Raw genomic sequence first — 14841 nt, forward strand, 5'->3', positions numbered from 1 at the left:
AGTCGGTGTGAGCCTGTGACCAGCACCTTCAGGATGAAAAAGGCTCACGGAGGTGTGACCCGAGCTGCCTTCAGCGCATTCTCCAGGTTCCTGATATCGAGATGGTGCTGAACACCGGCTCGTCGTTGCTCGCCACCTCCCGTTCAGCGAGCACCAGGTTCGCCTTCGCGTACTCCATTGCGAGATCCCGGATCGAGGTCGTGTCGGTGGATCGTATTCCCACTGATTCGTTCTCCGACCTGACCGTTTTCGTCGGAGCCTCGACGATTCGGCATCACGTGGCCCACCTGCCCTGTGAGGTCCGACGCATCGATGCTTTAGGCGCGGAGGTGGTTCGACCGATCGGCACGGACAAGGCCGAGGCTCTACAGCAGCACCTGCTCGGCCGATTCGGTGAGATGGGGCTGCATCGTACTCTGGCCATCGGAAACGGGGCCGACGACGCCACGATGTTGGCGCGCAGCGCTCTTGGCATCGCCACGCTCGGCACCGACCAGAAAGCCCTGGCCTCGGCCGACCTGTGTCTGACGGTGGATCTGGGTCAATATCTTCTGGGGTTCGGTGCTGACGGCTCGATCGGTCGAGGCAACCGATGGGAAGGATGATGGTCGCCTCGCCGGGAGAGTCGGCGAGCTCGAGGCAGCGGTGCCGGGGGATCTTCGTCCCCGTTGCCGCTGCTGGGCCGGAGGACGAGGTGGGAGTCGAGAAGCGGGGCGGCGACCAGCGTCCATGAGCATGTGACCCCGCCGATGAAGAAGAAGGTCCGCGACGTCCTGGAGGAGCGCTGGCGTCAGAGCCTTCAGGCGCTGCATCCGGGGGAGCGCGAGCGGCTCATGGAGACGGTTCCGAGGGTCGGTGAGTACTACCGTGCCCTGGATGCAGGAAGGGCCTCGTGACGGCGCCAGAGGAAGATCGTCTCCTCCGTGGCTCCATCTCCGGGGCCCGACGACCGCAGGCCGGGACCGTTGAACGGTCCCGGCCCGCGGTGATGCTGGTGGGCGATACAGGATTCGAACCTGTGACCTCTACCGTGTCAAGGTAGCGCTCTAACCAACTGAGCTAACCGCCCGTGCTCCATGCATGAGAGGTGGAGACGGGATTTGAACCCGTGTCGACGGCTTTGCAGGCCGCTGCCTCGCCTCTCGGCCACTCCACCGGATTCCTTCGTGGGGGATGGGAGCCCCCGGTCTCCGAGCGGACGACGGGATTCGAACCCGCGACCCTCACCTTGGCAAGGTGATGCTCTACCAGCTGAGCCACGTCCGCGCGCTTCCGGCCCCGGTCCCTCCGGCTTCCCGGTGGGCCCTGCGCCGTGCTGCGGTTAGAACTTTAGCGGAATCTCCGCAGGTGGCAAATCAGCGGTCGCACAGGGTTTCCGGGCCGGTCGCCATGGCGGGGCGGCCGGCCCGCCGAGGCGCCCCGCCGCGCCCTCCTGTCGGGATAGGGGGATGTGGGGGAGACGGGTCTTATGTCCCGATCCGTCGACGGTTACCCTCACCAGTGACGCGGTGTCCCGGCCCCCTCGTGCCGCCGGGTCAGGCTCCGTCGGTCGTGCCTCGCGGGACGTGCCCGGGAGGCGCAGAGCGGGTCCAGGGCGGGTCGCCGCGCCACGCGCCTCCCTGCGCGGATATACAGGGACGCGTGTGGGCACAGGGCGAATGCGGCGGCACAGGGGTGGCGATGGTCAAGCGCGAAGGCGCTTCGACGGGATGGGGCCGAGCGCGCGCTGCGGCACGGGAACTCGGTGAACGGACAGGACCGGGCACCGTCCACCGGGTCCCCCTGAGCGAGGCCCTGGGCGCCACGCTCGCCGCTGACCTCCCCGCCCTCGTCGGCATCCCCGACTGCGACACCTCCGCCATGGACGGCTACGCCGTCCGCGGCCCCGGCCCCTGGCGGGTCGCCGGCCGCGTCCTCGCCGGGGCACGGCCCGCGGAGGACCCGCTGGAGCCCGGAACCGCCGTCGAGATCGCCACCGGCGCGCCCACCCCGCCCGGAACCACCGCGGTCCTGCCCTACGAGCACGCCCGCGACGAGGGCGGCGGCACCGTCTCGGGGGAGACCGAGCCCGACCGGCACGTGCGCCGCGCCGGGGAGGACACCCGGCCCGGCGACGTCGTGCTCAAGCAGGGCGCCGCCGTCACCCCCGCCGTCCTGGGCCTGGCCTCATCGCTCGGCCACGACGAGCTCCCCGTGCGCCGCCCGCTCCTGGCCGTCCTGGTCACCGGGGACGAGGTGGTGCGCACCGGCGTCCCCGGCCCGGGGCGGGTGCGGGACGCCATCGGGCCCATGCTCCCCGGCCTGGCCGTGTGGGCGGGCGCCCGTGCCCAGGCCCCCGTCCATCTGGGGGACGTGCGCACCGGCCTGGCCGAGGCGCTGCGCTCGGCCGTCGCGGCGGGGGCGGATGCGTTGGCCGTGTGCGGCGCCTCCTCGAAGGGGCCGGCCGACCACTTGCGCTCCGCCCTGGCGGACCTGGGGGCCGAGACGGTCGTGGACGGGGTGGAGTGCCGCCCCGGCCACCCCCAGCTGCTGGCCCGGCTACCGGAGGGCCCCGCGGTGGTGGGCCTGCCCGGGAACCCGGGGGCGGCGCTCGTGGCCGCCGTGACGCTGCTGGCGCCGCTGCTGTCGGCACTGGCCGGGCGGCCGGATCCGGCCGCGGCCGCGCCGCACCGGGCGGACCTGTCGGTCCCGGTCCACCCGCACCCGCGGGACACGCGGCTAGTCGCGGTCCGCCTCACGGCGGGCGGCGCCGAGCCCGTGGGGCACGACCGACCTGGGAGCCTGCGCTCCCCGGCCGCCGCCGACGGCTACGCGGTGATCCCGCCGGACTGGTCGGGGCCGGCCGCCGAGATCGTCCGGCTGCCGCGCTGAGCCCCGCCGTCCCGGGGCCCAGAAGGGCTCCGAGAGAGGCGCCGCGATCGGCCGCCCGTCCGGCGGGCGGGACGGTCCGACACTAGACTGCCGGGTACGAGGACGCCGAGGAGCGCGACCCCGCCCGGCCTCGCCGACACCGCCGCGACCACAGACGGAAATCTCGATTGACGATGGCCTCACGCCCGCTCGATAAGAACCTGCTGCCCACCCCGGTCCGCCGCCCCGTTCCGCTGCGCGAGAGCGTGTACGAGACGCTGCTCGAACTGATCACGCTGCGGCGGCTGCCACCGGGCCAGCACCTGGTGGAGAACGAGCTGGCCGAGCGGCTGGGCGTGTCCCGCCAGCCCATCCGGGAGGCCCTTCAGCGGCTGAGCAACGAGGGCTGGGTCGACCTGCGCCCCGGGTACGGGGCCTTCGTGCACCGTCCCAGTGAGGACGAGGCCGAGCAGCTGCTGGCGGTGCGCGGCCTGCTGGAGAGCGAGTCGGCGCGGCTGGCCGCCGCGCACGCCGGCGAGGAGGGCGTCGCCGAACTGCGCCGGCTGTGCCGCGCCGGGCGCGAGGGGCTGGAGCGCGGCGACACCGAGGAGATGGTGGCGCTCAATGCCGACCTGCACCGGCGGATCACCGAGCTGTCGGGCAACGCGGTCCTGGCCGACCTGGCCGGGCAGGTGGCCCGCCGGGTGCGCTGGTACCACGGCCTCGTGGCGGCCCGGCGCGGCGGCGACTCCTGGGACGAGCACGCGCGCATCATCGACGCCATCGCTGCGGGCGACGGCGAGGAGGCGGCCCGCCTCATGCGCGACCACACCGACGCGACCCGCCGCATGTACCACGAGCAGGCCGCCGCCTCCGATGAGGAGCCGGAGTCCGAGCCCGGGCAGGCATAGCCCCGGCCCGGCATCGGCCGGGCCGTCAGGCGCTCTTGGCGTTGATCTCGGGAGGAACGACCCTAAAACCGCGGTTTTAGGGTCGTTCCTCCCGAGATCAACGGGGAGGTCGAGGCGCGAGGGGCCCGGCACTCGGCAGGCAGGGCCGGGGAACCGTCCCATCTGCCCCTCCGCGGCCCCTCTACGGGCTCTGGCCTGGTGCCTCCTTCCGGCCCGGCGCCCGTGTGACTGGTGTGCGGGAGGGCGGTGGTCGGCGGTCTCCGGCCGGAAAAGGCGTGCGAATCGGTGGGAATGTCTGGCGCGGACCGCTTCGGCGCAGCAGAATGTGTGACCGGTCTCTCTTTCAGGGACCGGCGGGCGCGTTGCGCTGAACCCGTTGCGGTCGGCCACCTCGTGTCCGTTCTGCGCCGGGGCCGGGCAACCCCTGGGTCCGGCCTCGGCGCCTCGCCCCCAAGAGGAGCGCGGATGCTGATTCGCCAGCTGGAGTACCTGGCCGCGCTGGACCGCGAGCGGCACTTCGCCCGCGCGGCCAGCGCCTGCCACGTGTCGCAACCCGCCCTGTCCGCCGCCCTGCGCAAGCTCGAGGCCGAGCTGGACATCCGCATCGTGCGGCGCGGCCACCGCTTCGAGGGCTTCACCCCCGAAGGCGAGCGGGTGCTGCGCTGGGCCCACCGCATCCTCGCCGAGTGCGACCTGCTCGACGCCGAGGTCGGCGCCATGCGCAAGGGCCGCACCGGGCGGCTGCGCATCGGCGTGCTGCCCTCGGCGGCCGCCGCCGTCGCCCACCTGACCGCGCCCTTCGGCACCCGCCACCCGCGGGTGCGGCTGAGCGTGCGCGCGCTGCCGGCCGAGGACATCGCCCGCGGGCTGGCCGACGGCAGCCTCGACTGCGGGGTCGCCCACCTGGGCGCGGTCTCCGGGCGCCCGCGCGGGGCCGCGGTGCGGCTCTACGCCGAGCGCGGCGTGGTGCTGGCCTGCCCCGGCCGGTTCACCGGCCGCGCCTCGGTGGCCTGGCAGGAGCTGGGCGGCGTCCCGCTGTGCGGGATGACCTGCGACGGCGGGGTGCGGCGGGCGATGGAGGCGGCCCTGGCCGAGAACGGCGGCCGCCCCAGCGTGCAGGTGGAGACCGACGCGCTGCCCGCCCTGTACACCCACGTCGCCGAAGGCGACTGGTGCGGCGTTGTGGCCCACGCCTGGCTGTGCTCGGCGCCGCCCCCGCAGGGCGTGCGCGTGCTGCCGGTCGAGGGGGCCGAGCGGGTGCGCGAGGTGGGCATCGTGGTCCCCGAGAACGCCCCCGAGCCGCTGCTGGCCCGGGACTTCGCCGCCTTCGCGCGGACCGTCCCGCTCCAGGAGGTGCTGGACGCCGCCCTGCCGCCGGGCCCGGCCGTCCCCGTGCACGCGGCGCCCGCGGGGTCCTCCCCGCGGGCGCCGCGCCCTCACGCGTCGGCGGACGGTGCCGACGCGGAGGCCCCCGAGTCGGAGCCGGCCCCGGCCCCCGAGGCCGGGGTGCGGTCGCGGCGCAGCAGCAGCCCCGCCTGAACCGCGGCGGCCACCACGATCACCGTGGCGATCGCGCTGGTCAGGTGCATGCCGTCGAGGAAGGCGGACTGCGCCGCGTCCAGCAGCGCCGTCCCCGCCCCGCCCGGCAGGCCCTCAGCGGCGGTCACCGCCCCGCCCAGCGTCTGGCGGGCGGCCTCCATCTTCTCGGCGGGCACCGAGGCCACGTCCGGCAGGCCGATCCGGTAGGCGGCGGTGAGCACGCTGCCCAGCAGCGCCACGCCCAGGGCCCCGCCCAGTTCGTAGGCGGTCTCGGAGATCGCCGAGGCGGCGCCGGCGCGGGCCGGCGGCGCGGCGGTGAGGATGGCGTCGTTGGTCAGCGTCTCGGCCAGCCCGATGCCGGTGCCGATGAGCAGGAACGCCACCGCGATCAGCAGCGCGCCGCCCTGCAGCGGGGCCTGGGTGACGAGGAAGAACCCGGCGGCGATCAGCGCCAGGCCCAGCACCAGTACCCGCCCCAGGCTCATCCGGCGGGCCAGTGACACCGCGACGAAGCTCGAGGCGACCGACACCGCCAGCCCCGGCACCAGCACCAGCCCGGCGGTGACTGGGCTCAGCCCCAGCACCAGCTGCAGGTACTGGGTGAGGAAGAACAGCGAGGCGACCATCGAGAAGACGATCATCAGGTTGGTGGCCACCGCGACGCTGAACCGGCGCACCGCGAACAGGCGGACGTCGATCAGCGGGTGCGCCAGCCGCAGCTGCCGGCGCACGAACACCGCGCCCAGCACCAGGCCGGCGGCGAGCGCCGCGGCGGGCGCCGGGTCCCAGCCGTGCTCGGCGAGCTTCTTGACGCCGTAGACGGCGGGCAGCATCGCGGCCAGGGACAGCAGCACGCTCAGCGGGTCCAGGCGCCCGGGGTTCGGGTCCTTGGACTCGCCCACCAGCAGGGGCAGCGCGACCAGCAGCACCGCCATCACCGGCAGGTTGATCAGGAAGACCGACCCCCAGTGGAAGTGCTCCAGCAGCCAGCCGCCCAGGATCGGCCCGAGCGCGCTGCCGGCGGAGAACCCGGAGGCCCAGATGGCGATGGCGAGCAGGCGCTGGCGGTCGTCGGTGAACAGGTTGCGCAGCAGCGACAGGGTAGAGGGCATCAGCGTCGCCCCGGCCATGCCCAGGAGCGCGCGGGCGGCGATGAGCACCTCGGGCGCGGGTGCGAAGGCGGCGGCCAGCGAGGCGAGGCCGAACCCGAGGGCGCCGATCATCAGCAGGCGGCGGCGCCCGATGCGGTCGCCGAGCGAGCCCATGGTGATGAGCAGCCCCGCCAGCACGAAGCCGTAGATGTCGACGATCCACAGCAGCTGCCCGCCGGTGGGGCGCAGGTCCTCGGTGAGGTAGGGGACGGCGAACCCGAGCACCGTCATGTCGACGGCGATGAGCAGGACGGGAAGGACGAGTACGGCCAGTCCGGCCCATTCGCGGGCGCCGGCCCGGGCGGGCCGCCGGTTCGAGGTGTCGTCGGGCGCTCCGGGCCCGGCAACGGCGGAAGTCATGGTCCCTCTACTAGGTCGTGGTCGCGTTGGAGCGCGTGCGTCGCGGACCGCCGCGTGCGGCCGCGGTGATCGGGCGGTGCGCCGGTTAAACGGGCCGATCATCCTATGTATTCCGATCGACGGTCCGTCGGCCGTCCGTCTCGGGGGGTGCGCCCCGGTGCGGGGCAGGGGCGGCACCGTCCGATCTTCTGAACCGTCCAGACGGTACAGTACCGTCCAGCCGGTACAGTGTCAAAGGTGAGCACCGGTACCACGCGCGACCGGATCCTGGACGCGCTCGAAGGCATCCTGATCGATGAGGGCCTCTCCGCCGTGACGCTGGAGTCCGTGGCCGCCGCCGCGGGCGTCTCCAAGGGCGGGCTCCTCTACCACTTCCCCTCCAAGGCCGCGATGATGACCGGCCTCATCCGCCGCCTGGCCGACCGCGCCGAGGAGGAGTTCCGCGAGACCGAGGAGAGCGGCGAGGGCGTCGTGCGGACCTTCCTGCGCACCTCGCTGCCGTCCTCCAAGCACGAGGCGGAGCTGTACTGGTCGATCATCGCCGCGCTGCGCAGCAAGGAGTCGATGACCGACGAGGCGCGCGACCTGGTCCGCTACTTCTTCGAGGAGTGGGCGCGCCTGCTCCACGAGGAGCTCGACGACCCGGTGCTGGCCGAGACCGTCCGCCTGGTGGGCGACGGCCTGTACCTGTCCTCCATCGCGGGCCTGGCCCAGCCCGACCCGGAACTGCTGCGCCAGGTGATGGACCGGCTGATCGCCCAGGCGGACCGGTCGAAGCGGCCCGGCCGCGGCGGAAACGGGGAGGAGGCGGCCGGAGAGCCTACGGGCGGGACCGGGGACACGGGCTGACGCCCGCCCTTTCGCCTCCTTTCGCCCCGGCGCGACCGGCTCCGGCCGTCGCCCTTGCCGCGCTGCGGGCGGTGCGGGACGTCCGTCACAGGGTGGAGCCCCCGGATCGCTGATGGGGATCGTGTTGTTCGGTCTCGTTCGAGCCGTGCGGTTCTCACGCCGGCCGGGCGTTCTCGCCCGGCGTCTCAGTCGACCCCGTCGGCCCGGCGCGCAGTGGCGGTGACAGGCCGACCACCGCACCTGGTCGGCGGAACGGTCCTGGGATACCGTCGCGTCACCACGACACCGGGAGGTTCCCGTGTCCAAGCGCCGTACGCGACCCCCACCGATTCCGCCCAGGTGGATCATCCGCCTGTTCTGGAAAGGGCATCGCGCCCTCTACCGCATCACCCGCGGCAGGTCCGGGCTCTGGCGCCCCGCCCCCGGCCGCTGGGGGACGATGCGGCTGACCACCATCGGCCGCCGCACAGGCCGCCCCAGGAGTGTGATCCTCGCCTACTTCCACGACGGCCCGGACCTCGTGGCACTCGCCATGAACGGCTGGGGCGCGCCCGAGCCCGCCTGGTGGCTGAACCTCCAGGCCACACCCGTGGCCACGGCCCAGCTCGCCGACGGCCGGCGCGCGGTACGCGCACGCGAGGCCCTCGGCGGGGAACGGGACCGGCTCTGGGAACGGTGGCGCGAACTGGAGCAGCACATCGACGCCCACGCGGCCCGGCGCCCCACCGCGACCGCGGTCGTCGTCCTGGAGCCGGTGGACTCCTCGGCGGACCGGCGGCCCTGAGCGCCTGCGGATCCCGCCGGCCCCGTCGGCGCCGCCGGTTCGGCCCCTCAGCTGCCCAGGCCCGACCGCCCCACCCACACCGCGAGCTGCGTCCGGTCCCGCAGGTCGAGCTTGCGCAGGATGCTGGAGACGTGGTTCTTCGCCGTGCCCTCGGTGATGAACAGGCGCCGGGCGATCTGCCGGTTGGTCGCGCCCTCGCCGATCAGGCGCGCCACCTCGGCCTCACGCTCGGACAGCGCCCCGCCCGCCGCCTGGCCGCCCGGGGCCCCGCGGCCGGAGGCCTCCGGGGCCGGCGGTTCCGGCTCCGCGGGGGCCTCAGGGGGAGCGGCCCGCACCCCGGCGACCAGGCGTTCGGCGGCGGCCGCGCCCAGCACCGTCTCCCCGCGCGAGGCCCGGAGCACCGCGGCGACCAGCTCCTCCGGCGGCGTGTCCTTGAGCAGGTAGCCCTTGGCGCCCGCGCGCAGGCCGCCGAAGATGAAGTCGTCGTCGTCGAAGGTGGTCAGTACCACCGGCGCGACCGCCGGGTGGTCGCGGACCATGTGCGCGATCAGCTCGACGCCGTCCATGCGCGGCATGCGCGCGTCCACCAGGGCGACGTCGGGATAGGCGCCGGTCCCCGATGCGGACGCCAGCGCCTCCAGGGCCTCCACACCGTCGGCGGCGCCGCCGACGACCTCGACCGCCTCCTCGATCTCCAGCAGTTTGGCCAGTCCCTGGCGCATCAGCACCTGGTCGTCGACGAGCAGCACCCGGACGGGGCGCCCTTCCTCCCCGGGTGTGCTCACGCGGCGGCCTCCGCCGTCCGCCGGGCGGGCAGCCGGGCGCGCAGGGTGAAGCCGCCGCCGTGCCCGTCGGGGTCCCCGGCCCCGCCGCGGGGACCGGCCGCCAGAGTGCCCCCCACGGCCTCGACCCGCTCGCGCAGGCCCGCGATCCCGAAGCCGCCCGCGCCGGAGGGCGCCGCGGCGCCGGGGCCGCGCCCGTCGTCGACCACGGAGGCCGTCACCCCGTCCGGCGTGCACTCCACCGCCACCTCGATGCCGCGGGCGCCCGAATGCCGGACGGCGTTGGTCAGGCCCTCCTGCACCACGCGGTAGCAGACCAGCTCGACCTCCTCGCGCAGCTCGGGCCAGTCGCCGCGGCAGGTGAAGCGCACGTCGGCGCCTGCCGAGCCCCCGCCGGAGAAGGCCTCGGCCAGCGACCGGACGGCCTCCGGCCCGGCCTTGCCCTCCAGTTGGAGCGGGCGCAGCGCGCGGACCCACCGCCGGGTGTCGGCCAGGGCCTCCTGGGCCAGGCGCTTGGCGTCGGCGACCTCCTGCCAGGCGGCGTCGGGCTTGGCGGTGCGGAAGCGTTCGGCGTTGGACAGTCCGATGTTGAGGACCGTCAGGTAGTGGCCGATGGAGTCGTGCATGTCCCGCGCCATGCGCGCGCGTTCTTCGGCGACGGTGAGCTCCTTGACCCGGTCCGCATAGCGGCGCAGTTCGGAGTGCGCCGACTCCAGTTCCGCCAGTACCTCCTGCGTTTCCCGCGCGCGCGTCTGGGCGGCGAGGAGCGCATTGAACGCCATCACGGTGACCGCGCAGAGGAAGAGGATGACGCTCGTCTCCAGCACGCCTCTGGCGAGCATCCCGGGTTGCACGGCGAAGAGGCCCAAGGCGCACGCCGTCAGCCCGGCCGAGCAGGCGAGGGCCGCCCGGGCGCCGAGGACGACGACGACATTGCCCAGGGCGATGATCAGCAGGATCTGTACGAGCAGGTTGCCCGACCCCAGGATGACGGCGGCGGCGCAGGCGAAGAACGAGAGCGAGAGCGCCTTGGGGCGGATCCCATGTGCGCCAGGGGTCCAGCTGAGCAGCGGCCAGAGGACCCCGGCCGGGACCAGCCCCAGGACGAAGAGGAGTTCCAGGGCCTGCCCCAGGGGCGTGTCCGGCGGGGGAGGGGCGCCCGAACCGGACACGAGCGTCACCGCGACCAGCAGCAGCAATCCGGAGTAGGCCCCCCAGAACGCCAGGTGGAGCACCAGCGGGGCGCGCCCGCCCGACAGCGACGCCCAGCGCGCGGCGTCGTGCAGGCCCGCTCGTTCGATCGCGCTCATGGCCCGAAGCTAGCAGCGGTCCCAGAGTCTCAGAGGAGAAGCAGGGTCATGCCCGGGTCACCCCTTGCCCCATGACCGGAGTCATGGCCGACACCCGGGCGGGCGGCGTAACCGTCATCTATCCCGCGCGTGATGTGGAGGGGCGGCGCCCGCCCCTACCGTCCCTGCCATGTCCTCCACCAGCGAATCCTCGGTCCCGGCGCCCCAGGACGGCCCGCGCCTGAGTGCCGGCGACGCCTTCGTCCGAGCCGGCGCCTCCGGGGCGCGCACCACCCATCCCCTGGCCACGATCCCGCTCACGCAGCTGCTCTACCTGGTGGGCTTCCTGCCGTCGCTGCTGTTCACGCTCCCGGCGGTGGAACGCCTCGCCGAGGAGGCCGGATCCGGTGCGGCGATCGCCCTGGGCGTCGCGGCACTGCCCGTCCAGGTCCTGCTGCCCTACGTCCCCCTCTGGCTGTGGCTGCGCTTCTATGAACGGCGGTCCTTCTTCGCCTCCACGGGCCTCGGCTTCCGGTGGAGGGCGCTCGCCGGCCTGCTGTGGGGGACCGCGGCGGCGATGGTGTTCATCGCCGCGTGGGTCGGGATCGCCCTGGCGAGCGGGATCGCACACGTGGAGGGGGTGTGGCGCTTCGGGGGCGACGGCCCTCTGGCCGTGGCGGTCGGCGCCGTGTACATGCTGCTGGTGCGCATCGTCATGATCGGCATCGAAGAGCAGCTCTTCCGAGGGTGGATGCTCCAGGCGGTCGGCGCGCGCTGGGGGCGGACGGCGGGCGTCCTGCTCTCGTCGGTCTTCTTCTCCCTGTTCCACTTCACGTTCATCGGCTTCTACCTGGCGGGCGGCGAGCCGCACGAGGCCCATTGGATCCTCATGCTCAACATCTTCCTCTGGGCGGTGTTCGCCGCACTGGTCACGCTCCGGACCGGGAACCTGTGGGCGGCGGTCGGCTTCCACGCCGCCGCCCTGATCCTGCCCATGGCCGCGCTCACCGTCGCCATTCCGGACTCGGCCGCGGACGGCAAGGGGCTGTGGCCCCTGAGCGAGGCCGTCGGCGCGGTCGTCGTCCACCTGCCCGAGCCCACCCGTTACACCGGCGGGGTCGGCTTCGCCGGGCTGTTCGAGGGGCTCCCCGCGACCGGTGCCCTCGCCGTGATGGTCCTGGCGGCGTGGTGGTGGCTGCGGCGCGGCGAGGCCGCCGCTCACTCGTCGTCGTAGGAGACCGCCGTGATCCGGTGCGGACGGATGCGCACGAGCAGGCCGGGCGGGCGGTGGTAGGCGTCGTCGAGCATGGCGAGCACCGCCGGGCCGTCGGCGGTGCCGCCCTTATCCGGCCTCAGACCGCCATGGCGTCCTCGCCCTGGGTGGTCCGCATCGTCGGCAGCCCCAGGTCCGAACAGAGTCGGCCGAGCGTGTCGTCGTGGCGGAAGTCGGTGATGTGCAGCCCCCGCACTCCGGGCTGGGCGAGGGCGTTGCGGGCCAGCTCCAGCGAGACCTGGTAGGAGGCCTCCCGTTCGTCGGACGCGTTCTCCACGCGTTCGACCACCTCCTGCGGGACGCTGATCCCCGGGACCTTGGCGTCCATGTACCGCAGCGCCCGGGCCCCCTTGACCAGCGCGACGGTGGGCAGCAGCGCGGCCGCGGGGGTGACGCCCTCGGCCTCGGCCCGTTCGCAGAACGCGCTGATCCGCTCGGGCCGGTAGCAGATCTGCAGCTGCAGGAACCGCGCCCCGGCCCGCACCTTCTTCAGCGCGCGCTTGGCGCGCTCTTCGAACGGCGGTGCCCCCGGGTTCTCCACCGCCCCGATGAACAGCGGGGGAGCGGGGGACAGGGGCCGCCCGGACAGGTAGCGGCCGCCGGCCAGTACGGCGGCCGTGCGCACCGCCTGGGGCCCGTCCAGGTCGAACACGCGCTGCGCCTCGGGCTCGTCGCCGGCCGTGGTGTCGTCGCCGGTCATGCAGCACACGTTGGTGACGCCGTGCAGGGCGGCGCCGACGATGTCGGCCTGCACGGCCAGGCGGTTCTTGTCCCTGCAGGCCACCTGGAGCACGGGCTCCAGCCCGAGGCGGTACAGCGCGACCGCCACGGCCACGTTGGAGGCGTGCGCGTGCGCCGCCGGGTTGTCGGTGGCGTTGACCGCGTCCACGTAGGGCGCCAGGCGGGAGGCGTGCGCGGCGGCCGCCTCCAGCCCGCCGCCGTCGAGCGCCGGGAACTCGGCGGTGACCGCGGGCCGGTACGGCTCGGGCGCGGTCAGCAGCTCGGCCAGGGTCAATTCGGCACCCCCTCGGCGTCCTGGGCGTCCTCGGCGGGGCCGACGGCGGCGGGCGGGGCGGCACCGGAGGCGGCGGCCCGCTCGGCCGCCTCCCACCCCTCGGGCCGCCGGCGGTCGCGGCCGGTGGCCAGGTTGGCCCAGGAGGAGGTGCCCTGCAGCCGGACGTCGACGGGCGCCCGCAGCTCGTCGACGCCGTCGCGCAGGGGCGGGGGCAGGCGGCGTGCGCGCCCGTAGGCCTTGACCCACACGCAGGTCATCGTCGGGTCGACCTCGCACGCCCCGTCCTCGCGCACACCGCCGCAGGGGCCGTTGCGCAGGGACTTGGGACAGGTCATCGGGCAGGTGAAGCCGGTGGAGTGCAGCACGCACTGGCCGCACATCCGGCAGTCCCACACGGGCTTCTTGACGGCGTGTTCGATGGTGGCGAGAAGTGTGGCCATGGTCCGCCTCGTTCCGTGCGCCGTACGGCGGGGATCGGCGTCGCGCGGTGGTCTGGGCCGCCGACCGACGTCTCTGGCATGAGCGTTGCTTTATATGCAACGATGTTCACATGAAGGAACGTGACCGCTCGACTACAGCGTAAGATCGGCGGAATCGTTGCGTCAATGGATGTCCGTTGCGTAAGACGGAACTAACCAGCGGCCGCGGTTCTTGACAGCGCCGTCGCGCGCGGGGGACTGTGTGTTGCGCATGGCGATCCTCGTTGCGCATCGGAGTGGTTGGAGGCCCTGAATGGCCGTGAACGAGAACCCGGAGATCCTGCTGTACCCGCGGATCAGGAAGTCGCCGTTCTTCTATGCCTCGCGCAGGCACGGCGTCGCCAAGTACAGCGTGTACAACCACACCTACCACCCGCGGCACTACGGCGACCCGGTCGCCGAGTACTGGCACCTGGTCAACGGCGTGACCCTGTGGGACGTCGGCGTGGAGCGCCAGATCGAGATCACGGGCCCCGACGCCTTCGCGTTCACCAACATGCTCGTCCCGCGCGACCTGAACAAGTGCGCGGTCGGCCAGTGCAAGTACGTCTTCATCACCGCCCCCGACGGCGGGATCATCAACGACCCGGTGCTGCTGCGCCTCGAGGAGAACCGCTTCTGGCTCTCCCTGGCCGACAGCGACGTGCTGCTGTGGGCCCAGGGCCTGGCCCACAACTCCGGCATGGACGTGACGATCCGCGAGGCCGACGTGGGCCCGGTGCAGGTCCAGGGCCCCAAGTCGCGCGAGGTCATGGTCGACCTCTTCGGCCCCGAGGTCATGGACGTCCCCTACTACTACTGCCGCGAGTTCGAGCTCGACGGCATGCGCGTGGTGGTCTCCCGCACCGGCTACACCTCCGAGCTCGGCTTCGAGATCTACCTGATGGACGCCTCCCGCGACGGGGTGCGGCTGTGGGACACCGTGCTCCAGGCCGGCGAGCCGCACGGCATCCAGGTCATCGGCCCCTGCCACATCCGCCGCATCGAGGGCGGGATCCTGGCCTGGGGCAGCGACATCGGCCTGGACACCAACCCCTTCGAGGTCGGCTACGGCTACGAGGTCAGCTGGATGGTCGACCTGGACCAGGAGGCCGACTTCATCGGCAAGGAGGCGCTCACCCGCATCCGCGACACCGGCATCTCCCGCAAGCTGGTCGGGCTGGAGATCGGCGGCGAGCCGCTGGGCTCCTACAACGACGGCTCGATGATCGACGTCTTCCCCGTGCACGAGCCCGGCTCCACCGAGGGCCCGGTCGGCAAGGTCACCTCGGCCTGCCACTCGCCGCGCCTGGACCGCAACATCGGCTTCGCCATGGTGCCGATCGGACTGGCGTCCCTGGGGACCGAGCTGGCGGTGCACCGGCCGGGCGGCCAGGTCCCCGCCGTGGTCGTGGACAAGCCCTTCGTCGACCCCAAGAAGATGCTGCCCAAGCAGGACCTGAGGCGGCTGGCCGCGACGTCCTGACGGCGGGCCCGCCCGGGGGCGCCGCCCCGTCGGCGCCCCCGGCGCCCGCCCTCTTGACACCGCGGTCCGGCCGATCGACTCTGTTGCGTAGACC

General features: G+C 73.5%; 14 protein-coding genes and 3 tRNA genes. 9 read left to right on the forward strand and 8 right to left on the reverse strand.

Going from position 1 to position 14841, the window contains the following annotated elements; translation table 11 throughout:
* Positions 1-101: 101 nt before the first annotated feature.
* Both C892_RS0126955 and C892_RS31955 read left to right on the forward strand, forming a co-directional pair.
* Positions 102-605: an HAD family hydrolase gene (locus C892_RS0126955; protein ID WP_017559750.1), complete on the forward strand. Its 504-nt coding sequence runs from the start codon at positions 102-104 to the stop codon at positions 603-605.
* 132 nt (positions 606-737) lie between these two features.
* On the forward strand, positions 738-896 hold the full coding sequence (locus C892_RS31955; RefSeq protein WP_193374820.1) for a hypothetical protein: 159 nt from the start codon (positions 738-740) through the stop codon (positions 894-896).
* A 96-nt stretch (positions 897-992) separates the two neighbouring features.
* Here the strand turns inward: C892_RS31955 and C892_RS0126965 are convergent.
* The 3 genes from C892_RS0126965 to C892_RS0126975 form a co-directional block, all read right to left on the reverse strand.
* A tRNA-Val gene (locus C892_RS0126965) sits at positions 993-1069 on the reverse strand.
* Between the two features lie 16 nt (positions 1070-1085).
* Positions 1086-1156 (reverse strand) — tRNA-Cys (locus C892_RS0126970).
* 37 nt (positions 1157-1193) lie between these two features.
* A tRNA-Gly gene (locus C892_RS0126975) sits at positions 1194-1266 on the reverse strand.
* A 414-nt stretch (positions 1267-1680) separates the two neighbouring features.
* Between C892_RS0126975 and C892_RS0126980 the strand changes: the two genes are divergently transcribed.
* The 3 genes from C892_RS0126980 to C892_RS0126990 all read left to right on the forward strand — a co-directional run bounded on the left by C892_RS0126980 (position 1681) and on the right by C892_RS0126990 (position 5300).
* Positions 1681-2871 carry a molybdopterin molybdotransferase MoeA gene (locus tag C892_RS0126980; RefSeq protein ID WP_026124669.1) on the forward strand — a complete coding sequence of 397 codons (1191 nt, stop codon included), beginning with the start codon at positions 1681-1683 and terminating at the stop codon, positions 2869-2871.
* A 173-nt stretch (positions 2872-3044) separates the two neighbouring features.
* The gene (locus C892_RS0126985; protein WP_017559753.1) at positions 3045-3761 is read left to right on the forward strand and encodes a GntR family transcriptional regulator; all 717 of its coding nucleotides are present in this window, start codon (positions 3045-3047) and stop codon (positions 3759-3761) included.
* A gap of 465 nt (positions 3762-4226) precedes the next feature.
* Entirely contained in the window at positions 4227-5300 is a 1074-nt protein-coding gene (locus C892_RS0126990) for a LysR family transcriptional regulator (protein WP_017559754.1), read from the forward strand.
* Here the strand turns inward: C892_RS0126990 and C892_RS29700 are convergent.
* Positions 5198-6811 (reverse strand): MFS transporter, encoded by a 1614-nt coding sequence (locus tag C892_RS29700; protein ID WP_017559755.1) that lies wholly within the window; start codon positions 6809-6811, stop codon positions 5198-5200. The two genes, C892_RS0126990 and C892_RS29700, sit on opposite strands and share 103 nt — an antisense overlap.
* A 237-nt stretch (positions 6812-7048) precedes the next feature.
* On the opposite strand from C892_RS29700, the gene C892_RS29705 reads away from it, so the two are divergent.
* On the forward strand, positions 7049-7660 hold the full coding sequence (locus C892_RS29705; protein WP_017559756.1) for a TetR/AcrR family transcriptional regulator: 612 nt from the start codon (positions 7049-7051) through the stop codon (positions 7658-7660).
* Positions 7661-8099: 439 nt separating this feature from the next.
* Positions 8100-8444 carry a nitroreductase family deazaflavin-dependent oxidoreductase gene (locus C892_RS0127005; RefSeq protein ID WP_338040888.1) on the forward strand — a complete coding sequence of 115 codons (345 nt, stop codon included), beginning with the start codon at positions 8100-8102 and terminating at the stop codon, positions 8442-8444.
* A 47-nt stretch (positions 8445-8491) separates the two neighbouring features.
* On the opposite strand, the gene C892_RS0127010 is transcribed toward C892_RS0127005, so the two are convergent.
* Both C892_RS0127010 and C892_RS0127015 read right to left on the reverse strand, forming a co-directional pair.
* Positions 8492-9229: a response regulator gene (locus C892_RS0127010; RefSeq protein WP_017559759.1), complete on the reverse strand. Its 738-nt coding sequence runs from the start codon at positions 9227-9229 to the stop codon at positions 8492-8494.
* Entirely contained in the window at positions 9226-10536 is a 1311-nt protein-coding gene (locus C892_RS0127015) for a sensor histidine kinase (protein WP_017559760.1), read from the reverse strand. The genes C892_RS0127010 and C892_RS0127015 overlap by 4 nt, the downstream gene beginning before the upstream one ends.
* 169 nt (positions 10537-10705) lie before the next feature.
* Between C892_RS0127015 and C892_RS0127020 the strand changes: the two genes are divergently transcribed.
* Complete coding sequence (locus C892_RS0127020) at positions 10706-11749, forward strand: CPBP family intramembrane glutamic endopeptidase (protein ID WP_017559761.1); 1044 nt, start codon at positions 10706-10708, stop codon at positions 11747-11749.
* A gap of 118 nt (positions 11750-11867) precedes the next feature.
* On the opposite strand, the gene C892_RS0127030 is transcribed toward C892_RS0127020, so the two are convergent.
* Positions 11868-12803: a methylenetetrahydrofolate reductase gene (locus tag C892_RS0127030; RefSeq protein WP_017559763.1), complete on the reverse strand. Its 936-nt coding sequence runs from the start codon at positions 12801-12803 to the stop codon at positions 11868-11870.
* On the reverse strand, positions 12800-13243 hold the full coding sequence (locus C892_RS0127035; protein WP_017539409.1) for a methylenetetrahydrofolate reductase C-terminal domain-containing protein: 444 nt from the start codon (positions 13241-13243) through the stop codon (positions 12800-12802). The genes C892_RS0127030 and C892_RS0127035 overlap by 4 nt, the downstream gene beginning before the upstream one ends.
* A gap of 292 nt (positions 13244-13535) precedes the next feature.
* Here C892_RS0127035 and C892_RS0127040 point away from each other — a divergent pair, with 292 nt between their 5' ends.
* Entirely contained in the window at positions 13536-14747 is a 1212-nt protein-coding gene (locus tag C892_RS0127040; protein ID WP_017559764.1) for a glycine cleavage T C-terminal barrel domain-containing protein, read from the forward strand.
* Positions 14748-14841: the final 94 nt, after the last annotated feature.

This window comes from Nocardiopsis baichengensis YIM 90130 (assembly GCF_000341205.1).
GTDB lineage: Bacteria > Actinomycetota > Actinomycetes > Streptosporangiales > Streptosporangiaceae > Nocardiopsis_A > Nocardiopsis_A halophila.

Bases quoted from the DNA above. Each gene is read 5' to 3' on its own strand.
- C892_RS0126985 (WP_017559753.1), top strand. From the start codon at position 3,045: ATGGCCTCACGCCCGCTCGATAAGAACCTGCTGCCCACCCCGGTCCGC.
- C892_RS0127040 (WP_017559764.1), top strand. From the start codon at position 13,536: ATGGCCGTGAACGAGAACCCGGAGATCCTGCTGTACCCGCGGATCAGG.
- C892_RS0126955 (WP_017559750.1), top strand. From the start codon at position 102: ATGGTGCTGAACACCGGCTCGTCGTTGCTCGCCACCTCCCGTTCAGCG.
- C892_RS0126990 (WP_017559754.1), top strand. From the start codon at position 4,227: ATGCTGATTCGCCAGCTGGAGTACCTGGCCGCGCTGGACCGCGAGCGG.
- C892_RS0127015 (WP_017559760.1), bottom strand. From the start codon at position 10,536: ATGAGCGCGATCGAACGAGCGGGCCTGCACGACGCCGCGCGCTGGGCG.
- C892_RS0127005 (WP_338040888.1), top strand. From the start codon at position 8,100: ATGCGGCTGACCACCATCGGCCGCCGCACAGGCCGCCCCAGGAGTGTG.
- C892_RS0127035 (WP_017539409.1), bottom strand. From the start codon at position 13,243: ATGGCCACACTTCTCGCCACCATCGAACACGCCGTCAAGAAGCCCGTG.
- C892_RS29700 (WP_017559755.1), bottom strand. From the start codon at position 6,811: ATGACTTCCGCCGTTGCCGGGCCCGGAGCGCCCGACGACACCTCGAAC.
- C892_RS0127020 (WP_017559761.1), top strand. From the start codon at position 10,706: ATGTCCTCCACCAGCGAATCCTCGGTCCCGGCGCCCCAGGACGGCCCG.
- C892_RS0126980 (WP_026124669.1), top strand. From the start codon at position 1,681: ATGGTCAAGCGCGAAGGCGCTTCGACGGGATGGGGCCGAGCGCGCGCT.